This is a genomic window from Sphingobium sp. AntQ-1 (assembly GCF_028538045.1).
Lineage (GTDB): Bacteria > Pseudomonadota > Alphaproteobacteria > Sphingomonadales > Sphingomonadaceae > Sphingobium > Sphingobium cupriresistens.
Map to the genome: position 1 here is coordinate 3,054,974 of NZ_CP117158.1, position 17,625 is coordinate 3,072,598.

The 17,625-nt window shown below is 64.9% G+C and carries 18 protein-coding genes; 9 read left to right on the top strand and 9 right to left on the bottom strand.

Going from position 1 to position 17,625, the window contains the following annotated elements:
- Window positions 1–29: 29 nt before the first annotated feature.
- From sphantq_RS15365 to sphantq_RS15380, 4 genes are all read right to left on the bottom strand, one after another.
- Entirely contained in the window at window positions 30–1,337 is a 1,308-nt protein-coding gene (locus sphantq_RS15365; protein WP_272800245.1) for a sensor histidine kinase, read from the bottom strand.
- Between the two features lie 171 nt (window positions 1,338–1,508).
- Window positions 1,509–2,174, bottom strand: coding sequence for a response regulator transcription factor (locus sphantq_RS15370; protein WP_066601032.1), 666 nt, complete (start codon window positions 2,172–2,174; stop codon window positions 1,509–1,511).
- A 145-nt stretch (window positions 2,175–2,319) separates the two neighbouring features.
- Window positions 2,320–2,670: a hypothetical protein gene (locus sphantq_RS15375; RefSeq protein ID WP_129925419.1), complete on the bottom strand. Its 351-nt coding sequence runs from the start codon at window positions 2,668–2,670 to the stop codon at window positions 2,320–2,322.
- Window positions 2,671–2,754: 84 nt separating this feature from the next.
- Window positions 2,755–3,486, bottom strand: a complete 732-nt coding sequence (locus sphantq_RS15380) for an SIMPL domain-containing protein (RefSeq protein WP_129925420.1) — start codon at window positions 3,484–3,486, stop codon at window positions 2,755–2,757.
- Window positions 3,487–3,624: 138 nt separating this feature from the next.
- Between sphantq_RS15380 and sphantq_RS15385 the strand changes: the two genes are divergently transcribed.
- The 5 genes from sphantq_RS15385 (at window position 3,625) to sphantq_RS15405 (ending at window position 8,862) form a co-directional block, all read left to right on the top strand.
- On the top strand, window positions 3,625–5,406 hold the full coding sequence (locus sphantq_RS15385; RefSeq protein WP_129925421.1) for an ABC-F family ATP-binding cassette domain-containing protein: 1,782 nt from the start codon (window positions 3,625–3,627) through the stop codon (window positions 5,404–5,406).
- 74 nt (window positions 5,407–5,480) lie between these two features.
- Window positions 5,481–6,200 (top strand): VIT1/CCC1 transporter family protein, encoded by a 720-nt coding sequence (locus sphantq_RS15390; protein ID WP_272798929.1) that lies wholly within the window; start codon window positions 5,481–5,483, stop codon window positions 6,198–6,200.
- 38 nt (window positions 6,201–6,238) lie between these two features.
- Window positions 6,239–6,784: a glutathione peroxidase gene (locus sphantq_RS15395; RefSeq protein WP_066601041.1), complete on the top strand. Its 546-nt coding sequence runs from the start codon at window positions 6,239–6,241 to the stop codon at window positions 6,782–6,784.
- A gap of 59 nt (window positions 6,785–6,843) precedes the next feature.
- Entirely contained in the window at window positions 6,844–8,106 is a 1,263-nt protein-coding gene (locus tag sphantq_RS15400) for a M20/M25/M40 family metallo-hydrolase (protein WP_408021503.1), read from the top strand.
- A gap of 102 nt (window positions 8,107–8,208) precedes the next feature.
- Window positions 8,209–8,862 (top strand): trimeric intracellular cation channel family protein, encoded by a 654-nt coding sequence (locus sphantq_RS15405; RefSeq protein WP_066601044.1) that lies wholly within the window; start codon window positions 8,209–8,211, stop codon window positions 8,860–8,862.
- A gap of 45 nt (window positions 8,863–8,907) precedes the next feature.
- Here the strand turns inward: sphantq_RS15405 and sphantq_RS15410 are convergent, their stop codons facing one another.
- From sphantq_RS15410 to zwf, 5 genes are all read right to left on the bottom strand, one after another.
- Window positions 8,908–9,420 (bottom strand): hypothetical protein, encoded by a 513-nt coding sequence (locus sphantq_RS15410; protein ID WP_066605038.1) that lies wholly within the window; start codon window positions 9,418–9,420, stop codon window positions 8,908–8,910.
- Window positions 9,421–9,472: 52 nt separating this feature from the next.
- Window positions 9,473–10,093, bottom strand: coding sequence for a bifunctional 4-hydroxy-2-oxoglutarate aldolase/2-dehydro-3-deoxy-phosphogluconate aldolase (gene eda / locus sphantq_RS15415; RefSeq protein WP_066601046.1), 621 nt, complete (start codon window positions 10,091–10,093; stop codon window positions 9,473–9,475).
- A 2-nt stretch (window positions 10,094–10,095) separates the two neighbouring features.
- Window positions 10,096–11,070, bottom strand: coding sequence for a glucokinase (gene glk, locus sphantq_RS15420; RefSeq protein WP_129925422.1), 975 nt, complete (start codon window positions 11,068–11,070; stop codon window positions 10,096–10,098).
- A 111-nt stretch (window positions 11,071–11,181) separates the two neighbouring features.
- Window positions 11,182–13,008, bottom strand: a complete 1,827-nt coding sequence (edd, locus tag sphantq_RS15425) for a phosphogluconate dehydratase (RefSeq protein WP_272798930.1) — start codon at window positions 13,006–13,008, stop codon at window positions 11,182–11,184.
- A complete protein-coding gene (gene zwf, locus sphantq_RS15430; protein WP_066601050.1) occupies window positions 13,001–14,476 on the bottom strand; it encodes a glucose-6-phosphate dehydrogenase in 1,476 nt (491 codons plus the stop codon). Before zwf ends, edd begins: the two co-directional genes overlap by 8 nt.
- Window positions 14,477–14,758: 282 nt before the next feature.
- Between zwf and sphantq_RS15435 the strand changes: the two genes are divergently transcribed.
- The 4 genes from sphantq_RS15435 to sphantq_RS15450 are packed head-to-tail and all read left to right on the top strand — an operon-like array spanning window position 14,759 to window position 17,622.
- Complete coding sequence (locus sphantq_RS15435; protein WP_066601051.1) at window positions 14,759–15,580, top strand: alpha/beta fold hydrolase; 822 nt, start codon at window positions 14,759–14,761, stop codon at window positions 15,578–15,580.
- 3 nt (window positions 15,581–15,583) lie between these two features.
- Window positions 15,584–16,201 (top strand): flavodoxin family protein, encoded by a 618-nt coding sequence (locus sphantq_RS15440; RefSeq protein WP_066601053.1) that lies wholly within the window; start codon window positions 15,584–15,586, stop codon window positions 16,199–16,201.
- Window positions 16,202–16,252: 51 nt separating this feature from the next.
- Entirely contained in the window at window positions 16,253–16,702 is a 450-nt protein-coding gene (locus sphantq_RS15445) for a hypothetical protein (RefSeq protein ID WP_272798931.1), read from the top strand.
- Window positions 16,699–17,622: a cation transporter gene (locus tag sphantq_RS15450; RefSeq protein ID WP_066601055.1), complete on the top strand. Its 924-nt coding sequence runs from the start codon at window positions 16,699–16,701 to the stop codon at window positions 17,620–17,622. Before sphantq_RS15445 ends, sphantq_RS15450 begins: the two co-directional genes overlap by 4 nt.
- Window positions 17,623–17,625: the final 3 nt, after the last annotated feature.

Genomic DNA, 17,625 nt, shown 5'->3' on the forward strand with positions numbered 1-17,625 from the left:
CTAACCGACCGTTGCCGGATGACGGCGCGTCACGCCGCGGGCAGGCGCAGCCGCACCAGCAATCCGCCCAGATCCTCGCTTTCCTCCAGCGCGACGGCGCCGCCATAGATTTCCGCGACGTCGCGGACGATGGCGAGGCCGAGGCCTGTGCCGGGCTTGCCGGAATCAAGGCGCACGCCGCGGTCGAAGATGCGGACCCGTTCGGTTTCGGGGATCCCCATGCCGTCATCCTCGACCAATATTTCCACCATGCCGCCCGCACGCGCGACGACGGTGGCGAAGACGCTGCCGCCGCCATATTTAGCCGCGTTTTCGATGAGGTTGCCGAGCATTTCGTCAAGATCCTGGCGTTCGACGCGGACCGCAGCGTCCTTATAGCCGTCCATGTCGACACGGGCGTCGGGATAGAGACGCTGGACGGCGCGTTCCACGGCCGTCAGGCTGGGCCACACGTCCGCCCGGCTCTGCGCCGCGCCGCGCCGGCCGACGGCGCGGGCGCGGGCGAGATGATGATCGACCTGCCGCCGCATCGTTGTCGCTTCGCGGATCACCGCGTCGCCCAGGTCCGGCGCTTTGGCCGTGGCCGCGTTCATGATGACGGTCAGCGGCGTCTTGAGCGCATGGGCGAGATTGCCGGCATGGGTGCGCGCTTCCTCCGCTTGCCGCTCATTGTGGGCCAGCAGGGCGTTCAATTCCTCGACCATGGGCAACACTTCGGCGGGCATGGGTTCGGTGACGCGGCTTTTGTGGCCGTCGCGCATACGGATGATCTCCAGCCGCACCTTGCGCAGCGGGCGCAAGCCATAAATGGTCTGGAGCGTCGCCAGCATGAACAGGCCGAGCGCCAGCAACGCGAAGCTGTTGAACAGGGTGGAGCGCAACGTCTTGATCTGCGCGTCGAGCCCTTCGCGCGCCTGGCCGACCATGAACAGCCAGCGCGTGTCGGAGCCGGGGAGAACGACGGTGCGCTCCATCACGCGCAGATCCTCGCCGGGGAATTGCTTGCTGTCATAGGTGTGGAGGTGGCGGTCATGATGTTCCGCCGGCACCTTGAGCGCGCGGTCCCACAGCGAGCGAGAGCGCCAATCCTCATGCCCCTTGGCGCTGATCTGGTAATAGAGGCCGCTATTGGGTTCCAGGAAGCGCTGGTCGGCGAGTTCGCGGTTGAACAGGACTTCGCCATCCGGGCCGATTTCCGACGCTGCGATCATCGCGGTCAGGACATAGTTCATGCCGTCGTCGAAATTGCGTGTGATCGCGTCGCTCAGCACCCGGTCCAGCGCCACGCCGCCGCCCAGCAGCAGCACGCTGATCCACAGCGCGGCAATGCCGATCATCCGCCGGCTGATGGAGCCGGTGGAGCGGACGGGGGGCGGGGATGCGGGATCGGTCATATTTTCAGACTGTTCCCATATCCGTTCGCCCTGAGCTTGTCGAAGGGCCGTCCTTCTTAAGAAAGTGCTGGGCTTCGACAGCCTCAGTCCGAACGGAGTAGGGCGGAAGGCTGATTACCGCCCCGGCTCGTCCAGACTGTAGCCAAGACCGCGAATGGTGGTGATGACGTCGGCGCCCAATTTCTTGCGGATACGCGTCACGAACACTTCGATCGTATTGGAATCACGGTCGAAATCCTGATCGTAAATATGTTCGATCAATTCGGTGCGGCTGACCACCTTGCCCTTGTGATGGAGCAGATAGCTGAGCAGCTTATATTCCTGCGCGGTGAGCTTCACCGGGTCGCCCTTAAGCGTCACCTTGCCCGATCGCGTGTCGAGGCGAACGTCGCCGGCGGTGAGTTCGCTAGACGCATTGCCCGATGCGCGGCGGATGAGCGCACGCAGGCGGGCGATCAGTTCCTCGCTCTGAAAAGGCTTGGCGAGATAATCGTCGGCGCCCGCGTCAAGCCCGGCGACCTTGTCCGACCAGCTGTCGCGCGCGGTTAGCACCAGCACCGGGAAGGCGCGGCCTTCCTTGCGCCAGCGGTCCAGCACCGTCAAACCGTCGATGGTCGGCAGGCCAAGGTCGAGCACGACCGCGTCATAGCTTTCGGTCGCGCCGAGGAAATGGCCATCCTCGCCATCGGTGGCGAGGTCCACGGCATAGCCTGCGCCCTCCAGCGTGTTCCTGAGCTGCTGGCCCAGATTTGGTTCATCCTCGACGATCAGCAGACGCATGAAAGGCCCTTTTCTTTTTTAGAGCGATTTCTAATCAGATGGAATCATCTGATGACTCGGAAATCGCGTAAAACCAATAATCTAGAGCGGTTGATCCGATGCAATCGGATCGCAAACCGCTCTGGAATTGCGGCATGGGCGGATGTTAGCGCGCCATGCCGATGATATCGCCCGTCCGGCCATCCGCATCAACCCACATCACCTTGCCGTCCTTCACATATTTCAGGCGGTAGCGGTTGGAGGACGGGTTGAATTCGCTGCCGACATAGGTTGCACCGCCCATGGTGGCGTCGACCCGGCGCTTGATCATGGCGAAGGGCATGACCTGACCGTCGAGCATCGCCCGGCGCGCGGCGTCCTGTTCATCGCGGCGATTGCCCGCATCGGCGGCCGGGATGGCGACGCCAAGAGCAAGCGCGGCGGCGATCGCAACGGTCAGAGAGCGGGGCAGGCTGTTCCACTTCATATTCATGGGCATGGCATAGGCGAAGGGCATTGAACAGGTGGTGAATGGCGCGCAGATGAACAGAAATGGCGGCGATGCCCAGGCGCCGCCGCCTTTTATCCGCGCTATGGGCGCTTATTTGTCCAGCGCATACTGGACCGTCAGCGTGACCGAGGCGCTGACCTGGCCGGGTTCGATCGGGGTCGAAGGGGCCGAATCCGCCTTGAAGCGGGCGCTCTGCATCATCGGCATGGGCGGCTGGCCGCCGCTGTTGCTTTCGCTGATCGACACGAGGCGCGCGTTGCGGAAGCCAGCGGCTTGGGCATAGAAATCGGCTTGGGCCTTGGCGCTTTTGAGCGCGGCGCCGCGGGCCTGCTGGATCAGCGGCGAGGGGTCTTCGATCGAAAAGGTCGGGCCGTTGATGTTGGTGGCGCCGGCCGCGACCATGGCGTCGAGCGAAGCGCCCACTTTCTTGATGTCGCGCAGCTTCACGGTCAACTGGTTGGACGCTTCATAGCCGATGAAGCGCGGGCCTTCGGGCTGGCCGTCGCGGTTGCTATAATCATATTGGGCGGACAGGTTTATGCCGCTGGTCTGGATATCTTTCTTGGCGATCCCGGCCTTGGCCAGCGCGGCGATCAGCTTTTCGGTCTTGGCGGCATTGTCCTGCATCGCGGCCTGCGCGGTCAGCGCACGGGTCTGGACGCCGGTGCCGACGGTCGCGACATTGGGCGCGGCTTCGACGCTTTCGGTGACGTTCAATGTCACGACCGGCGCCGTCTCGGCGATGGTGACGCTGGTCTGGGCAAGCGCCGCCACGGGAAGGGCGGCAACGCCGAGCGCCATCAGGGCGAGAGCGGATTTCATCGAATATTCTCCTCTGCGATTATGCGCCCCTTTTTGGCCGGGGTGCGATGAATGGACGCTGTCGCACGTTGAAAGCCGTCCGACAGCTTTCCGGTTCCGCTCTTGCTACGAGGCATGACAGGCTTTAGCTGCACCGCCATGGCAGCACCTATTCTCTCGTTCGAAAATCTTGGCCTTTCGCAAGGCTCTCACTGGTTGTTCCGCGGCCTCAATATCGCCGTGGGGGCGAAGGACCGGCTGGCGCTGATCGGCCGCAACGGCGTAGGCAAGACGACCCTGCTCAAATTGCTGGGCGGGCAGATCGAGGCGGACGAGGGCGTACGGTCGGTGCAGCCAGGCGCGCGGGTCATCACGCTGGAGCAGGATCCGGACGTCACGCCCTTCGCCACGCTGCATGATTTCGCGCTGGCGGGCGAATTTGCGCCGGCCCCGCATGAGGTGGAGGCGATCGCCGACCAACTGGGCATCGACTTGTCGCGCGAAGCCAGGACGGCAAGCGGGGGCGAGCGCCGACGCGCCGCCATCGCCCGCGCGCTGGCGAGCGAGCCGGACCTGCTGCTGCTGGACGAGCCGACCAACCATCTGGACATCGCCGCAATCGACTGGATCGAAAACTGGATGGCGCGGTACAATGGCGCCTTCATCGTCATCAGCCATGACCGCGCCTTCCTGACGCGGCTGACCCGCCAGACCTTGTGGCTGGATCGTGGGCAGATGCGCCGTAACGAGATCGGCTTTGGCGGGTTCGAACAGTGGATGGAGGCCGTCTATGCCGAAGAGGCGCGGGCGGCCGAGAAGCTGGACGCGAAGCTGAAGATCGAGGCGCACTGGCTGGAGCGCGGCGTCACCGCGCGGCGCAAGCGGAACCAGGGGCGGCTGGCCAAGCTGTGGGAAATGCGCGAGACGCGCGCCGCGATGAACGGGCCGCAGGGGATAGCGAAGATCGCCGTCGCCAGCGACGACAGCAAGACCAAGAGCGTCATCAAGGCCGAGCATGTCACGAAGAGTTTCGGAGAGCGCACGATCATCGACGACCTGTCGATCCGGGTGCAGCGCGGCGACCGGATCGGCATCGTCGGCGGCAATGGCGCGGGCAAATCGACGCTGCTCAAGCTGCTGACTGGCGAACTGGCGCCCGACAGCGGCAGCGTGACGCTGGCCAAGACGCTGGACATGATCTTCATCGACCAGCAGCGCAGCCTGATGCAGGGCGACAAGACCGTGCGCGACGTGTTGGCCGAGGGGGGCGACTGGATCGACGTGCGCGGCGTGCGCAAGCATATCCACGGCTATCTGAAGGATTTTCTGTTCGACCCGTCGCTGGCGGAGGCAAAGGTCGCGACATTGTCGGGCGGGGAGCGGTCGCGCCTGCTGTTCGCGCGGGAATTTGCGCGCGAATCCAACTTGCTGGTGCTGGACGAGCCGACCAACGACCTGGACCTGGAAACGCTCGACCTGTTGCAGGAAGTGATCGCCGACTATGACGGCACGGTCCTGATCGTGAGCCATGATCGCGATTTTCTGGACCGCACCGTTACCGTGACGCTGGGGCTGGACGGGACCGGCGTGGTCGATGTGATCGTCGGCGGCTATGCCGACTGGATCGCCAAGCGTGATCCGCGCAAGGCGGCCAGGATCGAGAAGAAGGCGGTGAGCGCTGCCCCGCCGCCCAAGCCGGTATCGACCAAGCTGACCTATAAGGATCAACGTGATCTGGAATTGCTGCCCAAAACCATCGAGCAGTTGGAAGCGACGATCGCAGGGCATGAGGAGGCGCTGGCCGACCCGGCGCTCTACACGCGCGATCGGAAACGGTTCGATATGTTGACGGGCGCGATCGAGAGGGCGCGGACGGAAAAGGACGCTGCCGAGATGCGCTGGCTGGAATTGGCGGAAAAGGCGGAAGGAATGGCGGGGTAGCATTTCCCGCCTTCCTTTCGACAGGCTCACGGCGCATGGATGCCGGGATAGGGGCCAGGCGAAGGGGTTGATCGATGGACGCGCAGACCGACACCGCAATCGACCAGCCCCATCATGCCGTTCATTATGTGAACCGCGTCGGCTGGTTGCGCGCGACCGTGCTGGGGGCCAATGACGGGATCGTGTCCACCGCCAGCTTGATGACCGGCGTCGCCGCGTCGGGGGCTGACAGCCAGACTATATTGCTGACCGGCATTGCGGCGCTGGTGGCGGGCGCGATGTCGATGGCGGCGGGCGAATATGTGTCCGTCAGCGCGCAATCCGATACTGAACGCGCCGACCTTGCCAAGGAGCGCAAGGCGCTGGCGACCCAGCCCCATGCCGAATGGGTGGAGTTGCGCAATATCTATGTCGAACGCGGCCTGACGCCCGATCTGGCGGGGCAGGTGGCGCAGCAGTTGATGGCGGCCGATGCGCTGGGCGCTCATGCGCGCGACGAATTGGGCATATCCGATCTGGCGACGGCGCGGCCGGTGCAGGCGGCGTTGGCGTCGGCCGGCAGCTTCGCCGCGGGCGCCGCGCCGCCGGTGCTGGCCGCCGCGCTGGCCCCGGCGGGCCATGCGATTGTCGTGATCGTCACCGTCTGTCTGCTCTGTCTTGTCCTGCTGGGGCATGTCGGGGCGCGGCTGGGCGGGGCGAAGCCGTCGCGGTCGATCGCGCGCACGCTGTTCTGGGGCGCATTGGCGATGGCGGTGACGGCGGTTGCAGGGCATCTGTTCGGCGCGGCGATTTAATGGCAGGTTCGCGCTAATTTCATCTAAGGAGACGATATATGACCGATATTCAGCAGATTGCGCTCAAGACCATCAAGGGCGCCGACGCCAGCCTGGCCGATTATGCGGGCAAGGTGGTGCTGGCGGTCAATGTCGCGTCCAAATGCGGACTGACCCCGCAATATGAGGGGCTGGAAAAGCTTTATGCCGATTATAGGGATAAGGGCCTGGTCGTCGCAGGCTTCCCCGCCAATGATTTCGGCGCGCAGGAACCGGGCAGCAATGACGAGATCGCAACCTTTTGCACCACCAATTTCGGCGTCGATTTCCCAATGTTCGAAAAGATCGTCGTTAGCGGGCCGGACAAGCATCCGCTTTATGCCGCGCTGACCAGCGCGCAGCCGGACGCGCAGGGCGAGGGCGACGCCTTCCGCGAAAAGCTCAAGGGCTATGGCATGACCCCCAATCCGGTGCCCGAAGTGCTGTGGAATTTCGAGAAGTTCCTGATCGCCAAGGACGGCAGCGTCGCCGCGCGTTTCGACCCCACGACTGCGCCCAATGACCCGGCGCTGGTCGCGGCGATCGAGGCGGAACTGGCCAAGTGAATCGACAAAAACTGATTCGGGCTTTGGTGACGGGCGCGCTGCTGATGGGCAGCGCGCCTATGGCCCATGCCGCGCTCAGCCCGGCGGAGCAGAAGATGGGCGCGACGGTCGATGCCGGCTATGAACCGTCCGTCGCGTTGCTGGAAAAGCTGGTCAACCAGAATAGCGGGTCGATGAATTTCCCCGGCGTGAAGGCGGTGGCCGACATGCTGCGCTCCGAATATGAGGCGCTGGGCTTTACCGTCACCTGGAAGCCGATGGATGCGGCCAAGCGGGCGGGGCATCTGATCGCGGTGCACAAGGGGAAGGCGGGCGGCGCCAAGATGCTGCTGATCGGCCATCTCGATACGGTGTTCGAGCCGGATTCGCCGTTCCAGACCTTCAAGCGCGATGGCGATTGGGCCACTGGTCCCGGCGTCGCCGACGACAAAGGCGGGGTCGTTACGATGCTGCTGGCGCTCAAGGCGATGCAGGCGGCCGGCACGCTGAAAAACGCGAACATCGAAGTGGTGCTGACCGGGGATGAGGAGGATTCGGGCGATCCGGTTTCGATCGCCCGCGCCGATCTGGTGGCCGCTGGCAAGCGCGCCGATGTCGCATTGGATTTCGAAGGCTTGTCGCAGGAAAATGGCAAGGATATGGGGTCGATCGCGCGGCGATCCTCCAACAGTTGGACGCTGACCGCGACGGGCAAGTCTGGCCATAGTTCGGGCATTTTTTCGGCCAGCGCGGGCGACGGAGCGGTTTATGAACTGGCGCGGATCATAGTCGCGTTTCGCAGGGAACTGCCCGAACCCAATCTGACCTTCAACGTCGGCCTGATCGGCGGCGGGCAGAGCGCGGATGTCGACAAGGACGGCGTGCGCATCGCCGTGACCGGCAAGACCAACATCATCCCGCCGGTCGCGGTGGCTAAGGGCGATTTCCGCACGCTGAGCGAAGAGCAGACGAAGCGGGTTCAGGCGAAGATGCAGGCGATCGTCGAGGCAGGGCATTTGACGGGCACATCGGCCAGCATCGCGTTCGACCTGGGCTATCCATCGATGGCGCCAACGCAGGGGAACAAGGCGCTGCTGGGCAAGCTGAACGGCGTCAATGCGGATCTGGGCCTGCCGGAAATGGCGGCGCTCGATCCGTTGAAGCGCGGGGCGGGCGACATCAGCTTCGTTGCGGCCGACACGGACGGACTGGTGGGCCTTGGCCTGGCGTCCAGCGGCGATCACAGCCCGGCGGAGAAGGCCGACCTTTCGACCATGAAGCGCCAGGCCAAGCGCGCCGCGATATTGATGAGCCGGCTGGCGGTGGAGAAGGGGCGGAAATAGGGGAGACTGCGTAGGATGGGATGGCAGAGGAGCGTATTCCCGCCTGCGCGGGAACACGCATTCTGGGCTTCAATCATGCCAGGAAAGGGGGTAGATCGCGCCATGCTCCCACCCACGCCCCTGCTCGCCACATCGATCGGCCCGGTGCTTGAAACATTGAGTATCGTTGGCACTTTCGTATTTGCCGCGTCCGGCGCGCTGGCGGCGGCGCGGTTGCGGCAGACGCTGGTCACCTTCGCCTTCTTCGCGCTAGTGACCGGGGTCGGCGGCGGCACGGTGCGCGACCTGCTGATCGACGCGCCGGTCTTCTGGGTGGTTGATCCGGTGCCGGCCATCGCCTGCATGGGCGCGGCGTTGCTGGTGTGGTTCACCCCGCGCAAATTCTGGAGCGAACGGGCGCTCGACTGGCTGGACGCGATCGGGCTGGCCGCCTTCGCCGTGTTCGGCGCGGCCAAGGCGATGAGTTTCGGCGTGCCGCCTTTCGTCGCGGGGATGATGGGCGTCGTCACCGGCTGCGTCGGCGGCATCATGCGCGACCTGCTGGCGGGCGAGCCGTCGATCCTGTTGCGGCCCGAACTTTACGTCACGGCGGCGGCCTTCGCATCGGGCCTGTTCGTGGCGTTGCGCTGGATCGGGCTGGACGTGCCGGTCGCCGGCGTCATCGCCGCGCTGCTGGGCTTCCTGCTGCGGGCGATGGCGATCCGGCGCGGGTTGGGCCTGCCGGTCTACCGGGATGAAGAGCGTCAGATTTTGTGACGACGTTATGCCACCGGAGGTCGGACCGATGTCGACCGCCCATAATCAAGGTTGCGGCAGCCGCCCCTTCATAGCGTCGATGCGATCATTCTGCTGGTCCACCAGCGCCAGCGCGGCGCTACGGGCCGCGTCGATATCTTCCAGCCCGCCCGCCGCCTTGCCATCGGCCACGGCGTTGCTGCGCTGGACATAGAGGGTGTCGAGGCTGGCGAGCGCCGACACGCTGTCGTTGCGCGCGGATTCGAGAGCGCTGATCGCGACCTGCGCCGCAACCCAGACATCGCTCGACACGCCTGCGCCCTTCGCCGCGCCCACCGCCCGGTCGGCGCGCGCATAGGCGGCGTCGAAGGCGGCGGCGCCCTTGTCCGCCTGGGCGACATGGCGCGTGATTTCCGCCGACAGCGCCGCATCGGCCGGCACCGACGGGGCGGGCGGCGCGACCTGCGCCATCGGCGCACTTTCGATTGGCCGCTTGGCGAGCGAGGGGTAGCTTTGCGGCGCCCCCGCACAACCAGACAGGAACAGGGCCAGGGCGGTGAAGAGGCGGCGCGGTGTCATGACCTGCATCTAGGGCGGCGCGCGATCCGGCGCAATGGCGCGCGCGCCGTCTTTACCGCGGCAGCGCAGCGGCTTCGCGAGCCAGCGCTTCGATCTTCGCCGCGTCCACCGGCCCCTTGGGCACGACCCAGCTGCCGCCAACGCATTTGATGAAGGGCTGGGCCAGCCATTCGGGTGCGTTTTGCGGTGTGATGCCGCCGGTCGGGCAAAAGCGCGCGGTGTGGAGGGGCGCTGCCAAAGCCTTCAAGGCCGGCAGCCCGCCGGACGTTTCGGCCGGGAAGAATTTGAAATGGGTCAGCCCCATGTCCATGCCGCGCATGATGTCGCCAGCTGTGGCGGTGCCGGGCAGAAAGGGGATTTTCGCAGCGATCGCGGCCTTGCCCAGCGGCTTGGTGAGGCCGGGGCTGACGATGAAGCGGGCGCCCGCCTCCATCGCCGCATCCAGCTGCGCCGGGTTCAGCACCGTGCCCGCGCCGACGACCGCGCCCTCGACCTTCGCCATTTCGCGGATCACGTCCAGCGCGGCGGGGGTGCGCAGCGTCACTTCCAGCGCGGGCAGGCCGCCCGCGACCAGCGCGCGCGCGATCGTCAGCGCGTCTTCGACCCTGTCCACCACCAGCACCGGGATCACCGGGGCCAGTTCCATCACCTGTTCGACGGTCAACTTGCTCATCATCACTTCTCCCGGAATGCGGCGGCGGCCCCGAACAGGCCGATTTCATCATGGATGGCCATGCGGATCGGTACGGTCGCCATCAGGCTTTCGAACCGGCCCTTGGCCTTGAAACGAGTGTGGAAGCCGCTGTACGGAAGGAAATCGCGCATCCGCTGGGTCAGGCCTCCGGCCAGCACGACGCCGTGGGGTCCATGGGCCAGCGCCAGGTCGCCCGCGACCGATCCGTAGCAGAGACAAAAGCGCTCCAGCGCCGCTCGCGCGAAGGGATCGCCATCCTCCAGCGCGGCCTGCCACAATTCAGGGTCTTCCATCAGCACGACCCGGTCATGGCCGATCGTGGCCAAGGCCTTGTAGATATAGTTGAGGCCAGGCCCCGACACGATCCGCTCGGTCGATACGCGCAGGAACTTGTCGCGCAGATAGGAGAGGATTTTCTCCTCGATAGGATCGAGCGGGGCGAAGTCGAGATGGCCGCCCTCCGTCGCGATGACATGGGGATGGCCCTGGTCGTAGGCGATCAACGCGACGCCCAGGCCGGTGCCGGGGCCAAGGATGGTGACTCCGCCATCGGTGGGGAAGGGACGATCCTCGCCGAACAGCAACGGCAGATTCTCGGCCGGCAGGCGCGACACGGCATGAGCCACAGCCTCGAAATCATTGACGAGGCGGACGGTATCGACGCCGATGTCGTCGGCCAGCGTATCGGCGCGGATCACCCAATTGCTGTTGGTCAGCTTGATGACGTCCCGCCCGATGGCGGTGGCGAATGCGATCGAGGCGGCGCGGGGCAGGTCGCCATCGCCTGCCTTCTGCTCGTCTTCGGCGAACGCCGCCCAGCAGCTTTGCAGGCTGGGATAGTCGGCGACCTTATATTTGCGCACGGTGCCAAGCGTCGGCACGCCTTTGGCGTCCAGCGACGCGCGAGCGAAACGGGCGTTGGTTCCGCCGATGTCGGCGGCGATGATGTCGGTCATGTCACTCTCCATCCGTTCGCCCTGAGCTTGTCGAAGGGCAACTCTTCTTTGGAGAAGAGAAGGGCTTCGACAGGCCCTCCCGAATAAGTCGAGGGGCCGAACGGGTCTAAATCAAATCTCGCTTTCCATCGCCGCCAGGATCGGCGACGCGCCCTGTTCGGCGAGGTCGCTGTGATGGCGGAACAGGGCGAACAGTTCGCGGCCGGTGTCGTAGGGCGGGGGCGGGGCGGGAGGAATGTCCCGCGCTTCCCATGTCGCCGCATCGACCAGCGCATCGACCGCGCCGGTCTGCGCGCAGACCCGCACCAGATCGCCGTCGCGCAGCTTGCCGATCGGACCGCCGCCCAGGGCTTCGGGTGACAGGTGGATGGCGGCAGGCACCTTGCCGGAGGCACCGGACATGCGCCCGTCAGTCAGCAATGCGACCTTGAACCCACGATCCTGCAATACGCCCAGCGCCGGGGTCAGCTTGTGCAGTTCGGGCATCCCGTTGGCCTTTGGCCCCTGGAAGCGGACGACGACCACGACGTCGCGCTCCAGTTCGCCCGCCTTGAAGGCGCGCAGCACATCGTCCTGATCCTGGAATATGGCGGCGGGCGCCTCGATCGTCCAGCGTACCGGATCGACCGCGCTGACCTTCATGACGCAACGGCCGAGGTTGCCCTGGAGCAGCTTCATGCCGCCATCCGCGCTGAACGGATTGGCGACCGGGCGCAGCATCGCCTCATCGCGCGATGCCGGCACGTCGCGCCATTGCAGCGCTTCGTCCTCCAGCACCGGCTCCTTGCCATAGTCGGTCAGGTCGGCGCGCGCGACCGTCATGACGTCACGGTGCAGCAGGCCATTATCCAGCAATTCCCGTATGATATAGGCCATGCCGCCCGCGGCGTGGAAATGGTTTACGTCGCCCGACCCGTTAGGATAGACCCGCGCCAGCAGCGGCACCACGTCGGAAATCTCGGCGAAATCGGTCCAGTCGACATGGATGCCCGCCGCCCGCGCGATGGCGGGCACATGGATCGCATGGTTGGTGGAGCCGCCCGTCGCCATCAGGCCGATGATCGCGTTGACGATCGCCTTTTCATCGACGCAGTGGCCCAGCGGGCGATAATCGTCGCCATCCCAGCCGATCGATGCAATGCGATGCGCCGCCGCGCGGGTCAGTTCGCTGCGAAGCTTCGTGCCCGGATTGACGAAGGCGGAGCCGGGCATGTGCAGGCCCATCATCTCCATCATCATCTGGTTGCTGTTGGCCGTGCCGTAAAAGGTGCAGGTGCCCGCGCCATGATAGGAGGCGCTTTCGGATTCGAGCAGTTCGTCCCTGCCGACCTTGCCTTCGGCATAAAGCTGGCGGATGCGCACCTTTTCCTTATTGGCCAGGCCCGACGGCATCGGCCCGGCCGGGATCAGGATCGTGGGCAGATGCCCGAAACGCAGCGCGCCGATCAGCAGTCCCGGCACGATCTTGTCGCAAATGCCCAGCAGCAGCGTGCCTTCGAACATCGCATGGCTCAGCGACACGGCGGTCGACAGCGCGATCGTGTCGCGGCTGAACAGCGACAGGTCCATGCCCGCCTGTCCCTGCGTCACGCCGTCGCACATGGCGGGTACGCCGCCCGCGACCTGCGCCGTGGCGCCGACTTCGCGCGCCGCGATCTTGATCTGCTCAGGATAGCGGCCATAGGGCTGATGCGCCGACAGCATGTCGTTATACGACGTCACGATGCCGATATTCATCGCCCGGCCGGTGCGGATCACCGCCTTGTCCTCGCCGCTCGCGGCAAAGCCATGGGCCAGGTTGCCGCAGGACAGTTGATCGCGATTGGTGCCCGCGTCGCGTCCGCGCTCGATCAGGTCGAGATATTTCAGGCGCGACGCGGCGCTGCGCTGGACGATGCGCTCCGTCACCTTGGCGATTACGGGATGTAGGTCAGTCATGCCAGCTGGCTCCGTCACGTTCGATAAGGGCAATGGCCGAAGACGGACCCCAGTTCCCCGAAGAATAGGCGGCGGGCTTCACATTGGCCTCTCTCCACCCATCGATGATGCTATCGATCCAGGCCCATTGCGCCTCCACCTCGTCACGGCGCACGAACAGGGTCTGATCGCCCGCCAGCAGGTCCAGGATCAGCCGTTCATAGGCGATGCGGCGGCGCTGCCCGGCGAAGGCGGCGGTCAGCGACACGTCCAGCGTCACCTCCTCCAACTGCACTTGCCGCTCCAGCCCCGGCCGCTTGGTCATGATCTGCAGGCGGATATATTCTTCCGGCTGCAACCGGATGACCAATGTGTTCGGCTCCAACCCCGTGCCGCCGGCGCCATGCTGTCCGTCGCGGCCGAAGATGCTGTGCCGCACCGGCTTGAACTGGATGACGATTTCGGACTGGCGCGCGGGCATCCGCTTGCCGGTCCGCAGGTAGAAGGGCACGCCCTGCCAGCGCCAGTTGTCGATATAGGCTTTCAGCGCCACGAAGGTTTCGGTGTCGGACGGCTGGCCCAGTTCGTCGGCATAGCCGGTGACGATCTGGCCACCGACGGCGCCCGGCGTATATTGGCCGCGCACGCTTAGATGCTTGACCGTCTCGGCCGTCATCGGGCGGAGCGACCGCAGCGCCTTCACCTTCTCGTCGCGCACCGCGGTCGGGTCCATCCGCGCGGGCGGCTCCATCGCGATGATCGACAATATCTGGAGCATGTGATTCTGCACCATGTCGCGCAGCGCGCCGACCCCGTCATAGTAAGAGACGCGGCCTTCCAGCCCCACCGTCTCGCCGACCGTGATCTGCACATGGTCGATCGCCGTGGTGTTCCACAAGGGTTCGAACATGACATTGCCAAAGCGCAGCGCGAGCAGGTTCTGGACCGTTTCCTTGCCCAGATAATGGTCGACGCGGAAAATCTGTTCTTCGACGAACAGCGCGCCGATCCCGTCATTGACGATTTTGGAGGAGGCCAGATCCTTGCCGATCGGCTTTTCCATCGCGATCCGGGTGTGCGGCGTGATCAGGCCGGCCTCGCTAAGCCCCTGCGCGGTCGGGGCGAACAGCGATGGCGGTGTGGACAGGTACACGGACAGGCCGCGCTCCAGCCGGCCATCGATCCGTTCGGCCAGTTTTGCGAATTGATCGGCATTGCCGGCATCGACCGGCTGATAACCGATCAGGGCCACGAAGCGCGCTGCGACATCCCCGTCATAGCGGTCGGCAGGCAGGAATTGGCGCAGCGCGGCATCGACTTCCTTGCGGAAGGCCTCGTCGTCCATATCTGACCGGCCCGACGCCACGATCAGGAAGTCGTCGGGCAGCAACCCGTCCGACAGAAGATTATAGAGCGACGGAAATATCATCCGGCGGGCCAGGTCACCCGTGGCGCCAAATAGCAGGAACGTAGCAGACGGCTCGGTCAAAGGATGGTCCTTCTCCGTTTGAAGATTGTCTATGTCTGCACGAAGGCGCCCTTATAACGGCCGCGGATCGTTACGCAAGAAGGCTATCGTGCAAGTCGCCCTGCCGCAACAAGATGGCGCGACAAGGCGGAAAGCGGCGGGAACTTCCAGTGCCGTCATGCGATTGGAACGTGGACATGCCGAACGGGTCGATCACCCGGAAGCATGATCGCTGTATGAAGGGCAGGCTCCACGGTCTGCCTGAAATCCTATCATAATCGACAAAAATCAGGAGAATGTCTGATGGCCCAGGTCGCAACCCGCGATGGCGCGTCGCTGCACGTCAAGGATATGGGCAACGGCCCGCCGGTCGTGCTGATTCACGGCTGGCCGCTAACTGGCGATATGTGGGAATATCAGACGTTGGCGCTCCTGGAGGCTGGCTATCGAGTCATCACCTATGACCGGCGCGGCTTTGGTCATAGCAGCCATCCCGCCACCGGCTATGACTATGACATATTCGCCGACGATCTGGCGGACATACTCGACCATCTCGACCTGCGACAGGCCTCACTGGTCGGCTTCTCGATGGGCGGGGGCGAAATCGCCCGCTACCTTTCGCGCCATGGCGCCGGGCGGATCGCGCGCGTCGCACTGGTCGCATCGGTCGTGCCGTACCTTCTACAGGATGACAGCAACCCCAACGGCGTGGATATCGGCGTGTTGCAGGACATGAAGGACCAGGTTCGCACGGACCGCTTCGCTTTCCTCCAGAGCTTCGCCAAGACCTTTTATGGCGTCGGCTGGGTTAGCCGCCCGGTCAGCCAGGGCCTGCTCGACTGGAGCTTCCAGTTGGGCGTGATGGCCAGTCCCAAGGCGACGATCGATTGTATCGACGCCTTTGGACAGACCGATTTTCGCGGCGACCTTGCCGCCTTCACCGTGCCCACGCTCATCATCCATGGCGCCTCCGACAAGACCGTGCCGATTGATACCAGCGGCCGCGCGGCTGCGGCGGGCATCCCGCACGCCCGCTTCATCGAATATGATGGCGAACCGCATGGCCTGTTCGCCACCGCGCCCGACCGGCTCAACGCCGATCTCCTCGATTTTCTGGGAATCTGAGCCATGGCGATCACGGTGCAACCGCTCAACTGCACGTTGAAGCGCGATACGGGCGAGCCGAGTTCGACCGAAGCGATGATCGCCGTGCTGACGAAGGAATTCGAAGCGCTGGGCGTAGAGGTAGCGGACACGATTCGTGTCGCCTCCCGCAATGTGCTGGCCGGGGTGACATCGGACGAGGGGGAGGGCGATGATTGGCCCGCCATCCGCGCTCAGATTCTCGCCGCCGACATCCTCATCCTGGGTACGCCGATCTGGATGGGGCAGGCGGGCAGCGTCGCCAAGCGCGCGCTGGAGCGGATGGACGCCTTCCTCTCCGAAACGGACGATCAGGGGCGGATGCCCAGCTATGGCAAGGTTGCGGTCGCGGCGATCGTGGGCAATGAGGATGGCGCCCATGCCGCTTCGGCGCAGATATTCCAGGCGCTTAACGATGTCGGCTGGACGATTCCCGCCGTCGCCGCCTGCTATTGGGTGGGAGAGGCGATGGGATCGGTCGATTTCAAAGAGTTGAAGGACACGCCCAAGATGGTCGCCAAGACCGCAAAGATGGTGGCGGGCAATGCGGCGCATCTGGCGGCTTTGCTCAAGGCGAATCCCTTTCCCGGCGAAAAGCGCTAAGCCGGGCGGTATAGGGGAACCGGGGCTTCCAGTATCCGTTTTCCCATCGAAATGAAAATCCTGGCCCTTTGCTGCTTAAGCCTGCTGGTCGCGTGCGACGCCTTGCCGCGCGATCCGGCGGGCAGCAGCGATGCCATCGGCCATAACGGCGTGATGCGCGTCGGGCTGGTGAGGGGCGACGGCGATTTCGGACGGGCAGCCGCCGCGCGCCTGCTCGATCGCCTGTCGCGCCGGACCGGGGCGCACCCCGCAATCCGGCCCGGCGCCACCGAGCCTCTGTTTCAGGCGCTGGAGCGCGGCGACCTCGACCTCGTCCTTACGCCGCTGGATCGCAAGAGCCCTTGGATGACGCGCGTGTCGCTCAGCCCGCCGATCGCGACGCAGAGCTATAAAGACAATCGTCTTGATTATTACGCCGTCATGCGCAACGGCGAAAATCGCTGGATCATGACAGTCGAAAGCGCCGCCCGCGCCGCCGCCGATCCGGGTGCGGGGCGATGACCAGCGCCGACGACCTGCCCGACGATATCGTCAAGACGCTGCGTCAGGCGGAGCGACTGGAATATAGAAATATCTTCTGGACCATCAGCGTCGTCGCCGTGATGGGCCTGACCATGGGACAGAGCCAGACGATGAAGACCGCCTGGATCGAGGATACGCTCGGTCTCGTCCCGCCGATAGCCTTCCTCGTCGCTGCGCGTATGGAACGGCGCGGCCATCGGTCCGCGCGCTTCCCCTTTGGTTTTGAGCGGGTCAACGGCCTAGGCTTTTTCCTCGCCGCGGTGGCGCTGGCGGCGACCGGCGCGCTGCTGCTGTGGGATTCGGTGATGACGCTGGCGCGCGCCGAACACGCCACGGTGGCGTCGGTTCGCCTGTTCGGCCGTGACATATGGCTCGGCTGGCTGATGCTGGGTGCGCAACTCTATTCGCTGATCCCGCCGCTCATCATCGGGCGCAAGGAATTGCCGCTGGCGGAAAAACTGTCCGACAAGCTGCTCCATACCGATGCGCTGATGAACAAGGCGAACTGGCTGACCGGTGCGGCGGGCATTGCGGGGGTGATCGGGCTGGGTCTGGGTTGGTGGTGGGCCGATTCGCTCGCTGCGGCTATCATCTCGCTCGACATCATCAGCGACGGTGTGAAGGCGCTGCGCTCCTCCACCGCCGAACTGATCGACGGCGCGCCGCGCGCCTTGTCCAGTCCCGCCCTGTCCCCGGACGCGCAGGCCTTGGGTCAGCGACTGGAAGCGCGCTATCCCGGCGCGACCGTGCGGCTGCGCGAAACCGGCAGGCTGATTCGCGCCGAAGTCCATGGTCATGCCGTGCCGCAGGAACCACTAGATCATGCCGATCATTGGCCGGCCGAGGAGGAACGGCTGTGGCGGCTGGCGCAACTCAGCTTCGTACCGCCCCGTCGCTAAAGG